This window comes from Mycobacterium sp. UM_CSW, assembly GCF_000455205.1.
Classification (GTDB): Bacteria; Actinomycetota; Actinomycetes; order Mycobacteriales; family Mycobacteriaceae; genus Mycobacterium.
Genome location: NZ_AUWQ01000038.1, coordinates 65,067 through 76,952, shown reverse-complemented (window position 1 = coordinate 76,952; position 11,886 = coordinate 65,067). Strand labels below are relative to the sequence as shown.

At 63.1% G+C, this 11,886-nt stretch carries 9 protein-coding genes; 3 read left to right on the top strand and 6 right to left on the bottom strand.

Annotation, left to right across the window (positions count from 1 at the left end; translation table 11 throughout):
- Positions 1 to 12 precede the first annotated feature (12 nt).
- Complete coding sequence (locus N415_RS15310) at positions 13 to 282, bottom strand: hypothetical protein (RefSeq protein WP_152531408.1); 270 nt, start codon at positions 280 to 282, stop codon at positions 13 to 15.
- A gap of 305 nt (positions 283 to 587) precedes the next feature.
- Here N415_RS15310 and N415_RS31525 point away from each other — a divergent pair, with 305 nt between their 5' ends.
- On the top strand, positions 588 to 881 hold the full coding sequence (locus N415_RS31525) for a hypothetical protein (RefSeq protein WP_343203461.1): 294 nt from the start codon (positions 588 to 590) through the stop codon (positions 879 to 881).
- On the opposite strand, the gene N415_RS15305 is transcribed toward N415_RS31525, so the two are convergent.
- On the bottom strand, positions 807 to 1,724 hold the full coding sequence (locus N415_RS15305; protein ID WP_068183257.1) for an SDR family NAD(P)-dependent oxidoreductase: 918 nt from the start codon (positions 1,722 to 1,724) through the stop codon (positions 807 to 809). The genes N415_RS31525 and N415_RS15305 overlap by 75 nt on opposite strands.
- Positions 1,725 to 1,755: 31 nt before the next feature.
- Entirely contained in the window at positions 1,756 to 5,262 is a 3,507-nt protein-coding gene (gene car, locus N415_RS15300; RefSeq protein ID WP_081665285.1) for a carboxylic acid reductase, read from the bottom strand.
- Positions 5,263 to 6,052: 790 nt separating this feature from the next.
- Here car and N415_RS15295 point away from each other — a divergent pair.
- Positions 6,053 to 6,241, top strand: a complete 189-nt coding sequence (locus N415_RS15295) for a hypothetical protein (RefSeq protein ID WP_068183255.1) — start codon at positions 6,053 to 6,055, stop codon at positions 6,239 to 6,241.
- Positions 6,242 to 7,026: 785 nt separating this feature from the next.
- On the opposite strand, the gene N415_RS15290 is transcribed toward N415_RS15295, so the two are convergent.
- Entirely contained in the window at positions 7,027 to 8,133 is a 1,107-nt protein-coding gene (locus tag N415_RS15290; RefSeq protein WP_239645570.1) for an acyl-CoA dehydrogenase family protein, read from the bottom strand.
- Positions 8,134 to 8,169: 36 nt separating this feature from the next.
- A complete protein-coding gene (locus tag N415_RS15285) occupies positions 8,170 to 9,399 on the bottom strand; it encodes an acyl-CoA dehydrogenase family protein (RefSeq protein WP_081665274.1) in 1,230 nt (409 codons plus the stop codon).
- A gap of 115 nt (positions 9,400 to 9,514) precedes the next feature.
- On the opposite strand from N415_RS15285, the gene N415_RS31520 reads away from it, so the two are divergent.
- Positions 9,515 to 10,201 (top strand): TetR/AcrR family transcriptional regulator, encoded by a 687-nt coding sequence (locus N415_RS31520; protein WP_204366827.1) that lies wholly within the window; start codon positions 9,515 to 9,517, stop codon positions 10,199 to 10,201.
- A 624-nt stretch (positions 10,202 to 10,825) separates the two neighbouring features.
- Here N415_RS31520 and N415_RS15275 read toward each other — a convergent pair.
- Positions 10,826 to 11,653: a mycofactocin-coupled SDR family oxidoreductase gene (locus N415_RS15275; protein WP_068183248.1), complete on the bottom strand. Its 828-nt coding sequence runs from the start codon at positions 11,651 to 11,653 to the stop codon at positions 10,826 to 10,828.
- Positions 11,654 to 11,886 lie beyond the last annotated feature (233 nt).

The window sequence follows — 11,886 nt, the reverse complement described above, 5'->3', positions numbered from 1 at the left end:
TCGCTGTGAGCTTCACAGGGTTGTCTGCGTGGGCCCGAAATTTTGGCACAGCGTGTACGGCGGCGTGATGGTGCTGGCACATCCTTGTGCCTTCAGAACGTATGTCGCGCTGGGGCGGTAGAAGTAGTAGATGACCACCGGCGCCTGACCGGGCACGGATGCGCAATGCCCCGACGAGCTGTCGCCCGCTATGGATAGACACACCACCTGCTCGTTGGGGATGGCCGTCAGGGTGCACGGTCCAGGCTGAATTGCGGCGTACACCTTGCTCTCGCCAGACACGTGGACAACTTGGGGCCCCGTGAGCACGAAGGTGCACTGCCCGCTCGCCCCTCCACCCGATGGCGATGCGTGCGAGACGCCGGCTGCGCCGACGGAAATGACCGCCATCGCCGTAACCATTCGGAAAGCCGTGACACAGCGAGACATCTTTGAATAATACAAGCTGGGATGGCGCCCCGAGAACCATCGGGGCGCGGTCAGGACGCTTCAATCACACGGTGCCCCTATAGCGACAAGCGAAGGGAAGCAGAGGATTTGCTCTGGAATTGACGACGGTTGAAAACCAGGCCAGTCTCAATGAGCTGGTGGTGCGGATCGCTGGTCCGGCGGCTCTGACTGGCCGTGCAGCGCAGGTTGTGCACGACTTCCTCTGCAGTCGCTGTCTGACGATCGCGGGCGGTACAAGCGAAGTCCTCAGAAATCTCATCGCGGAACGGATTTGGGGTTGCCGCGCGACAGGCAACCAGGCTGACGGACGACGTAACCGTCGAAGTCGAGCAAAAGGCCGCGACTCAAAGCCGTTCCTACAGTGGATAAGACACCCCGGTCAGTTCTTCGGACACCGCCCACAGCCGACGCTGGATCTCCTCGTCGTGTGACAAGGGGCTGGATTGGACCACCGCGGGGGTGCCCCGCAGTTCGTCGGGGCCGTCGGGTCCGTAATACTGGCCGCCCTGCACGTTCGGATCGGTCGCCGCACGCAGCGTCGATAGCGCACCCTCGGCGGCACTCTGAAACGACTTCGCACGCTCGGCTAGCCCGGGTGAGAAACGGAAAAGTTCGGTCTCCACGGCGCCGGGATGAGCGGCGACGGCGATCGTGGCCGCCTCCGAGGAACTCAGACGCCTCTGTAGCTCGTAAACGAACATGAGGTTGGCCAACTTGGATTGACCGTAGGCCGCGACAGGGTCGTAATGCTGTTCCCATTGCATATCATCGAAATGTATGGCTGCATTCATGCGGTGGGCCACGCTGCTCAGTGTTACGACGCGCGAACTCCGCACCGACAGCATCTGACTCAGAAGCAGGCCGGTGAACGCGAAATGTCCGAGATGGTTGGTTGCGAATTGCAGTTCAAACCCGTCCGCTGTGACCCCTTTCGGGGTGAACATCACACCGGCGTTGTTGATCAGCAAGTCAATGCGCGGATGCGCGTCGGTGATCTGGCCAGCGGCGCGGCGCACCGATTCCAGCGAAGCCAAGTCGAGGGCCGCAACCTCGATCTCGGCACCGGGGATACAGTTCGTGATGCGAATGGCGGCGGCGTGGCCCTTGTCGGGGCTGCGCACTGCCAGCACCACACGTGCTCCGTTTTCGGCGAGGGCCGCGGCGGTCGCGAATCCGATGCCGGTGTTTCCGCCCGTGATGACGGCGACGCGTCCCGTCTGGTCCGCAATATCCGCGGTTGTCCACGTACTGCTCACCGACGCAGCATACTGCAATCAGATATATAAATGCGATGATTCCGATCCATCAGAGCATCCCCAACAGGTTGAGGTCGGCAACATACTTGACGATGATCGGCGCGGTGACATGCGGAATGTCTTGGTCAATACCAAGCTTGGCGTCTTGCACGGCCTTGCGGAACCGGTCGGCGGCGCCGAACGCTGCACGCGCGCGCGGCAGTGGCTGACGAAAGGCCGCCATCAACGGCAGCAACGAAGCCTGCCGCTGGCGCTCCGGTAAAGCGCGCAGGGCAGTTTCAAAGCGGTTCACCCAATCCGCATGATCATCGATGCGGCGGATCGGATGTCCGGCGTCGATGAGCCAGTCGACGTAGTCGTCGAGCCCGATCCCGTCCTCGTGAGGATTCATCACGTGATACGTCTGAAACCCGTCGAGCGGTCCGGCGCCGAGTTCCGCGATGGCCTCGGCGGTGAAGTCGACCGGCAGCCCATCGTAGTGCGCAGGCTGTCGATTTCCGCGACCGTCGAGCGCGTAGAACGACTTTGGCGCTAGGCCGGATGCCACAACGCTCAGTATCAGCCGGCTGAACATGTCGGGCACGTTGAGTTGGCCGGCGTATCGAGGTTCGGCAAGGATCATATTGCTGCGGAACACCGTAACCGGCAGCCCGCACAGGTCATGAGCTTCGCGCAGCAGTACCTCCCCGGCCCATTTGCTGTTGGCGTATCCGTTGGCGTAGCTGTCGTCCACCGTCCGCGATGGGCTGATCTCACGGATGTCCGCATCCTCGAGGAATCGGGCCGGTTCGACCTGTGTGCCCACCGCGACTGTGGACACGTACGTGTAGGGCTTGAGTTTGTCAGTCAACGCCATGCGGATCAGCTCGGCGGTTCCCAGCGCATTGGGTCCGAAGAGCTGGCTGTAGGGCAGCACATGGTTGACCAAGGCGGCAGGGTCGACGATGGCATCCACCGTTTCGCTGAGCCGTCGCCAGTCGTCGGGTCGCAGGCCGAGGTCTGCCTCGCCTTTGTCCCCGGCGAGCACTTCGAGATGGTCTGCGGCCAGTTCGCGATAGTGGCGCAGCAGATCGTCGTCGCCGCTGTCGAACGTAGCGTCCATACGCGTCCGGGCGGCTGCGTCGTCCTTGGCTCGCACCAAACAGACCACGTTTCCGTCGACACGATCCATCCGTTCGAGCCACTGCAAGGCGAGATAGCGGCCAAGGAAGCCTGTCGCGCCCGTCAACAGGACCGTCCGAGGTCTCAGGTCGGGTGGCGGCAGTGTCGGGGCGGAGGCAATGAACTGGTCGTCGAGAAACTTGTCAAGTGTCAGGTCGGTGGCACGGACGATTCGGGCGTCGCGTCCATGCACGGAGGCGAAGGTGGACCGTTTGGCACCGGGCCGGCGCTGCGCCTCTATGTAATCGGCCAGCACGCTCAGATCGGTCGCGGGGCTGACGATCACGCCGACCGGCACGTCGATCTCGTAGATATCGTGTAGCAGGTTGGCGAAAGTCAAAGCAGACAAGGAATCGCCGCCCAAGTCGGTGAAGTGAGCATCCGGTCGCACATCGGAGGTCGTGGCTCCCAGCAGCACCGCTGCGGCACGGGAAACGGTTTCCAGCACAGGTTTTTCGTTGCCGGTGCGGCGCAAGTCGCGGAGCTCGCTGTCTTGGCGTTCGGATAGCTCGGCGTACAACCCTTCCAGGGCTGGCCCGTAGCGCTGTTTTAGCGTGGGCCACGCGAGCTTTCGAATGCCCGTCAGCAAGCCGTTCTCCAGCGAGAACGGTGTGGTCTCGACGATGAAGTCCCGCGGTATCTCATAGGGCTGTAGCCCCGCAGCATGTGCGGCTTCCCGCATGGACTCCGCAATCAGCGGCTTCAGCGTATCGGGATCGTGTGCCGCCAGCGCCTCCTCGGGGGGAACCACCACGGCCAGCAGGTAAGGGCGAGAACTATTGACATACAGATAGATTTGGCGCACCAGCGGGCTATGACCGAATACCGTCTCGAGTTGGGAGACCGTGACGAACTCGCCCTGGGAGAGTTTTAGAACATTGTTTCGCCGGTCGACGTAATCCAGCCGGTCGGGTTCGACTTCTGCGACGATATCACCGGTGTGATACCACCCCTCGGCATCGAAGACTTCGGCCGTTAGTTCCGGGCGCTTATAGTAGCCAGCGACCGCATCCCTGGACTTGACATAGAGTTCGCCTCGCGGATACGGCCTATCCGTGGAGAAATACCCGAGTTCGGGCACGTCCACCAGCTTGTAATCGATAACCGGCGGGCGTTGTACGCGGCCGTTGACCAAGACGCCCCGCACCTCGGTCGCGCCGTAAGACTCACGCAACGGCATGCCGACGAGTTTCTCGGCCCAGTCCCGCAACTCGGGGGAAATCGGCGCCGACGCCGTCATCGCCACGATGGCCCGACCCCCGAGCACATTCTGGCGGAAGTCCGCGCGCAGTTCGGCCGCCCGCATCTCGAAGTCGCCCTCCTCGGATGCGCGGCGAGCCAGTCGGCTCTGAAACTCTTGGTAGAGCATGTCCCAGACCCGAGGCACGAAGTACAGGAACGACGGGCGAACAAGCGCTAAGTCGTCGAGGAAGCTGGACAGGTCGCTCTTGGCGGCGAAATAGGCGGTACCACCCGCGGCCAGCGTCATGTACAGCGTCCCACGGCCGAACATGTGACTCATCGGCATGAAGCTCAAGATGATCGAGGGCACAGGAACGTTCGCGGCGTTCTGCCACATCTCAGCCAACAGCTCCTCGGTGTACATGGCGCCCTTCGGGGTGCCGGTACTTCCCGATGTGTACAGCAGCAGCGCCAATGCGTCACGGTTGTCGGGCAGCTCAGGAATCGGTGTCGGCAATGTGGATCCGTCTTCGATGGCATCAGCGAGGGTCATGACCTTTGGCGCCGCGCTCAAACCCGCAGCCCGAGCCTGCGCCGCGTCCAGCGCGTCGCGATGATCGTCGGCGCGAGCGTGGAAGTCGAATACCAATAACAAAGCAGCAGAGTGGAATTCGAGCAGACGCGACCCGTCTGCGAGGAAGTCGGCGCTGCAGGCCACCACCACCGGTTCGGTCTCTTCGACGATCGGACCCAACGAAGCCACGGGTGCATTGGTTTGCAGCGGGACGGCCACGGCACCGATCAACATGAGCGCCAGGTCGATGGTCGTGTAGTCGACGCTGGTGAAACCCAGCATGCAGACCCGATCGCCCGGCCGCACGCTCCCGGCCAGCACGGCCACCAACGCAATGGCGTGTTCCCACAATTCGCCATAGCTGATCGTGGTCATGGTCGGCAGCAGCTCAACCGAGCTACGCCCAGTGACGGGGTCGGCGCGATACTCGACGCGGCGCTGACCCAACGCAGGACGGTCGCTGTAGCCCTGTAACGCCGAGTGCACCACCTCGGATAATCGCAAGCCTGGGGCGCTGATACCTGTGGCCACCGCGGGATCGGGGCAGGCAGCGGCCAGCTGGGCATCAGTGGCGGTGAGAGCGTCAATGCGGCGCCACAGCGCCTCCTGGCCCATGTCGGTGGGCGCATCGGTGGCCATCTTCATCTCCGTGGCTGTGCTTGGGGCTGGTCGCATCAACCTGCTTACCGTATATTTATTAAACTATATGATAAACGATCGTTGTCCACGACCGAGAGTGTCGGGGCGCGGCAAGTGGTTGGGCCAGCGCGTCACTGCGGTGTGGAGGAGCGTCAACTGGTTCGCGTGGATTCTTCGCTGTGTATGTCCGCCGCCTGCACACCCGCAGTAGCGGACATTTGGCGGAGTCGGGTCTCCAGTACAAATACCGACGCGCGAGTCCACGAGCGGAGGGGAGAAAGAGATAGATAGTTAAGATGATTGTATGTTACGATGCGCGCATGGCGGGAATTGCCCCCACCCCTGTTCGAGGGTACGCGCCGGTTGACACAGAGTTAGCCTGGGAGCTGGCCGATGCCGCCAAAGACCATCTCGACCTGAACCAACGGAACCAGGTCTATATCGCTATCGGGGTCGGTGACGCTTTTCCGGCCGCTGCGTTCCTGCTTCAGACGATCGTGCAGGCCGGGGTAGCCATACCTGTAGACCTAATGTTGAACGTGAACCGATGGGTCGCCTCGTATCGTGACCACCCCGATTACGAGCTTCTTGTGGACCTCGCCGCACGCGCAACAATCGAACGCTTTGATGGTCCGACGCAGGTCCCTCTGCGACACAGGGTTCTTTCGACCGCGAAGAGAGATCGGCGCCCAAACGGGAGGGCGCCGAAACTGCGAATGCTGTCAGCTGGACGAGGCCATACAGCTCGGCGATCAAGAGAACCCAGCAATGATGATCTACGGCGATAGCGATGTGGACGCTCGTCACCAGTGACGGTCGACGCCTGTCGAACTTCCGTTCCGAGATCGATGCGCGCCGTGCGGCCCATGCGCTGGGCACCACACAGTTGCGCGGTCTGTTTTCTTGGGACGTCGTCGATGTCGAGGGTCGTCGGTTCGTCGCGGAGATCAAGCACGGGACCGGACGGATTCCCTCGTGATCGTCGGACGGCATCCCCGCGCTCCAGTAGTCGGCGACACCGTGGCCTCACGGGCTGATCCTATCCGCGGTAGCGGCGTAATCGTTGGCACCGATGTGTCCAGGTACAAGGTTTGGCGCGATGGTAGTTGCACCCTCTGCTGGCATCCGGGCCGTGAATTGACCTCCCCGAGAATCGATTACGGACCGCATCGGCCGTAACGCAGTCATCGGTGACTCTGCTGAAGCCATGGAGGTTAAGGAAATGAAATTCGGGATAGGAGACAGAGTGCGTGACGGTACGCGCCTAGGCACGGTCACCGACGTCGGCACCTTACTCATTCAGGTGATGAACGACGATGGGATCTCTCGGGTGTGCTGCCCTTGGGATCTAGTTAAACTGACAGGTGCCTCCAGACCTACTAGCGCACCGCGAAGCGGGGATCGGGCGGCCATGCGGTGCCGGTGATGAACTCGGCCTCGTCGGATACCACCGAATGTGACCGTGCCGGCGGTGTCCTTCGGCTGCAGGATCTGAATCGGCAGCGCATTTTGCATCAACACGATCGTTGGCTTCGAACGTCGCCGTCATCGCATCATTGATGACCCTGCCAGTGGCCACCCAGTATCGGGACCGCGAGCGCGCCCTGCACCGGTGCCCTAATATCGGGCTCGATTGTGTAGTAACCGCGGCATGGCGAACGCCCCCACTTCACGACGTCGGTTCCCGCCCACTCCTAGACTAAGATTGCTTAGCAAAACTGGCTAACCAATGTTCCTTTGGGTATGAGGCGATGCCCGGCTCCGTCACACGCCGAGTTTCTCCAACAGAACACCACGATGTTTCGCCGGGCTGCCTAGCAGGTATTCGCTGCTCTTCGCGCGCCGGAAGTACAGGTGGGCCGGGTGCTCCCAGGTAAAGCCGATTCCGCCGTGGACCTGGATAGTCTCGGCGGCGACACGGAAGAAGGCTTCCGAGCAGAACACCTTCGCTATCGAAGCGACCACAGGCAGTTCCGGTGAGTCGGTCGCCGCGGCGGTGGCTGCATGGCGGACCACCGAGTCCATCCGCTCGACGTCAAATGTCATCTCGGCGAGTTTGTGCTTGATCGCCTGGAACGAGCCGATCGGCCGGCCGAACTGGTGGCGTAGCTTCGCGTAGTCCACGCACATTTGCATCAAATAGCCTGCGGCTCCGGCCTGTTCGGCGGCGAGGGCGACCGAAGCGTGATCCAGCATCGACGCGACGGCGGTAGCGGCGGCGCCGCGTTGGCCGACCAGCGTGGCCGGAGCGTGGTCGAATCGAACCTTCGACTGGCGCCGGGTTAGGTCGAGCGTCGTCAGCGGCGCGATCGTCACGCCGGGGGCGGCCGGATCGACGGCGTAGACGCTGGTTCCGGTCTCAGCGGTGACGACGACCAGTATCAGCCCCGCAGTGTCGGCGGACAGCACTGCGACTTTCTCGCCCGACAGCCGCCAACCACCGTCGCCCGGCTCGGCCACCACATCCGAAATATCTTGCGGCTGCCATGATCCCGCGGGTTCTGCGATCGCCACGGTCGCGACGAGCTCACCGCTGGCGATGGCCGACAGGTATTTTTGATTCGACTCCTCGTCGCCGACCGCGACAAGCAGCCCAGCCGCCAGTGCGATGCTCGGGAAGAACGGCGAGGGGACCAGCGCGCGCCCAAGTTCCTCATAGACGATGGTCGTTTCTTCGGCGCCGTATCCCGAGCCGCCGTAGGCTTCGGGCAGGCCAAGGCCATGGAGCCCCAACTGGCCCGCCATCTGGCGCCACAGCTCGACGTCGTAGCCGGGCTCGCCGTCGATCGCCTTTCGGACCGCGGCCTCCGGGGAGCGAGTTTCCAGCAACCGGCGAACCGTCGCGCGCAGCTCGGCGTGTTCCTGGCTCACTACATCGGGAATGAACACTTCAAACCTCGGTATCGGTCAGCGCCTGTCGGGGCGTGCGGAGTCCTTGGCGATCTGATTGAACGGTAGCTCTCGGTCGGCGGGCCGCTCGCGGGGCAAGCCGAGCAGCCGCTCGGCGATCGTGTTCTTTTGGATCTCCGTGGTACCGCCCGCGATCGCCGTCATCGGGAAGAACAAGAGATCCCGCGCCCAGCGCTCGCTGTCGGCGTCGTCCGGCTCCCAGGCCAGCACATCCGGGCCACCGATGAAGATCGCAGCCTCGGCCGACGACCGAGCGTTGCGGGCAACGCCGACCTTCCCGATCGATCCCACCGGGCCCATCTCAAGACCTGCGGCCGCGGCCGCGCGTGTCCGCCTGCCCATGAAGTCGAGCAGTTGCGTGTCGATGTAGAGGTCAGCGAGCCGGGAACGCACCGCGGGATCCCTTTCGACCCCCCGCGCGCGGGCCAGTGCGACCAACTCATCGAAGTTGTCCGGCGCGAAAACGCTGCGCCCGGTCGTGCCGGAGCTCAGCGCGATGCGCTCGTGCGTGAGCATGCGGTTCAAAACCCCCCAGCCGCCGTTGTATTCGCCCAGCAGGTTGGTCACCGGCACCCGAACGTCGTCGAGAAACACCTCGTTGAAGTGGGCGTCCCCGGTCATCTGCCGCAGCGGCCGCACGTCGACGCCCGGGCTCGTCATGTCCACGATGACCATGGAAAGGCCCTTGTACTTCGGCACCGACCCGTCGGTCCGCACAAGTGCCGCGGCGTAGTCCGACTCCGCGGCGCCGGATGTCCACACCTTCTGCCCGTTGAGGACGAAATCGTCACCGTCTCGCTCCGCGCGGGTGGTCACGCCGCCAAGGTCCGAACCGGCGCCCGGTTCGGACAGTAGCTGCGTCCATTCCTCGTCGCCGCGAAGCATCGCGGGTATGTGGCGCTTTTTGTGGTCCTCTGTACCGGTGTCGAGCAGCGTCGCCGCACAGATTCCGACCGTCACCGCGCTCGGGATTAATGCCCAAGCGAAGGGGCCTGATTCCTCGTTGAACACGGTTTGGTACTGCGGGGGCAGTCCGCGGCCGCCGTATTCGACCGGCCACGTGACGTGCAGCAGACCCGCGTCGTATGCCGCCGCCGTCGTGCGTTTCCGTTCATCGTCGGTGTAGGTCGCCTCGGCGCGGGGATCCACGTTCGTGCGAAACCACTCACGCACCGCGGCGCGGAACTCGTCGGGCGTGAGGCCAGATTGGATTCCTTGGGCTGTCACCGGAGTCAGGCCTCCAAGAATCGGCTATTTCGTACGACTGACGTTCGATATAGTAGCACGCGCTTGGGTATCATCCGTACGGTGTCCGTACGCAAACCGTCGGAGAGGATGCGTGTTGTTTGAACCTAAGGTGCGCCGCGCCCCGGGGCGCAAGCGGGACCCATTCATCGAACCGCGCGTGTTCGACGCTGCCCTTCGGGTCTACGCCCGGGACGGTTGGGGCGGTTTCACGTTCGAATCGATTGCGCGCGCAGCCGGTGTTGGTAAGCCGGCGATCTATCGACGGTGGTCGAGCCGGGAGGAACTCCTCGTGGCCGCCCTTGATATGTCCGATTTCCCCACGGCGCGCGACTGCGGGTCTGTGCGGGCCGACCTGCTTGACTACGCAGGCCAATGGGTCAAGTGGTACGAGCAACCAGACCGTGCGCTGGCCGCGCGGCGGGTGGTCTATGACGGCCAGGCGAGCCCTGCGCTGCTCGCGTTGCACCGGGAGCGAGTGGTACGGCCACGAACCGAGGCCGCCCGCGACATTACACGCAGGGCGATCAAGCGAGGCGAAATCGCAAAGGGTGTGCGGTCGTCGACGATCGTGGATCTGCTCGTCGGCGGCCTGTCGACACACTGGGAGATGACCGCCGAGTCGGGTCGCTCGCGCCTGCGGCGGACTTTCCCTTCGTTCGCCGAGTCGCTGGTCGACATCATTATTGCTGGGGTGCAAGCGGTTTCAGTCTCTGCCGCATTGAATGAACCCTCTGTCGATTCGGCAAATGCGGAGAAGCAAGCCTCGCGCCACCCACATTGATGAGGTGTATTCAACCGGTCGCTGCCTGCGAAGGCATGCCTCGTGCCGGCCGCCCCGCCACCAGGGGCTGCCGGCAACGGCATCCGCAGGTACGACGAAGTTGAAAACGGCCTCCGTTACGTCTCCGGCAGTCAGCGGTATCGCCATGCTCAGCGAAACTCCGGTCAATATCACAGTGCGACAACAAGATTGGCCAGGACGGGCAGCAGTTCGGTGTTGAGCGACGGCATGATGCCATGGTGGCGGGGGAGTACGAGGTCGCTCAGAGCGAGCAACTCCGGAATTACATGCGTTGGGGGCTTCCCGGTGTCCTTGGGCGGTCGCCGGCTCGAGTGCCCGGAAGAAGCGTGCGGTCGAAACGTGCTTTTCGCCCAGTGATCCCTCGTAAGTCGCGCGTACCACCCGCACGCCGGCGGTGCGGGCGACGTCGAGCTGGCGACGAGGTCATTCGTGTGGGCGGTCAGATCGGTTAGCGCGGAGGTGGGTCCAATGACGCCGTTTTGACATTCCACACAGACCACGGCGGCCGTGGACGGGTCCTCAGGGGTGAGCGGCGAACCGGGCATGCTGCCTCCTTGTGCGATACGGGACCTGCGTCCGAATGTCTCGGCTACTCGAGCTCTGTCACCGGCGGATGTCCATTCCCGCGTCGACCTTGAGCAGGCTTCCGGTGAAGCTTCGCCCACGCTCGGAGATCAGGAAGAGAATCGCGTTGCTGACGTCTTTGGGCTCGATCATCGGCATGTCGGGCAGCGCGGTCTGCATCGCGTTGACCAGGTTCGGATTCTGCTCGATGACCTTGAACAGGGCCGGGTTCTCGGTGACCATCGGTGTTGCGCAGTTTGTCGGCGCGACCGCGTTGACCCGGATACGCTGCGCCGCCAGCAGATTGGCATACGAACGCACGAGTCCAGTGATCGCCAGCTTCGACATGTTGTATGCATCGTTTCCGCCACTACCGTCCGTAAGGTCGAGCAACGCCGCCATGGAAGACGTCGCTACCATGCTTCCCCCTTGGCCACGGTCCTTGAGATGCGGGATTGCTACCTGGAAGGTGTTCCACACGCCGATGAGCATGATGTCGATGCCGAGCCGTAAAGCTTCAGCGGCGTCGCGCTCGTCGGGATTTGCCATAATGACGCCGGCATTGGCGATTACCGTGTCGATATGGCCGAATTCCTGCACTCCGGCGTCGAACGCGGCCTGCAGCTCGGCTTTGTCGCGCACATCCGCCTTGCGGACCAACATGTTCCGGCCGGTCTTTTCGACCAGTCGCGCGGTCTCCTCCAGATCCTGCAGCGTGCCCAGCTTGTACGGCACCACGTCGAGGTCTTCGCAGATGTCGACGCCGACGATATCGGCGCCTTCCTCGGCGAACGCCACCGCGTGCGACCTACCTTGACCACGCGCGGCCCCGGTAATGAAGACAACGCGTCCATCCAACATGCCCATGGCGATTCCCTCTCCGTTGACGGCACGCCTCGGGTCGGCGAGCAGATTACAAATGTTCTATGCCAAACAAATCATACAACTGGTTTAATAAATTAGTAAAAGGCGATGCCAGCCGGTCTGAACGAAGAGGGCCATGGATCTGAGTTAGCGGGTGCCACGGCGTGTGCAGGGTGGTAGCAAGGGCATGGGTCGCGCCGCCGCGGGCGCGGGAGCCCGGACGCGGTCGCGCTGGT

Excerpts from the sequence above, each read along its gene's own strand:
- N415_RS15295 (WP_068183255.1), top strand. The coding sequence starts at position 6,053 with ATGTGGACGCTCGTCACCAGTGACGGTCGACGCCTGTCGAACTTCCGT.
- N415_RS15275 (WP_068183248.1), bottom strand. The coding sequence starts at position 11,653 with ATGGGCATGTTGGATGGACGCGTTGTCTTCATTACCGGGGCCGCGCGT.
- car (WP_081665285.1), bottom strand. The coding sequence starts at position 5,262 with ATGGCCACCGATGCGCCCACCGACATGGGCCAGGAGGCGCTGTGGCGC.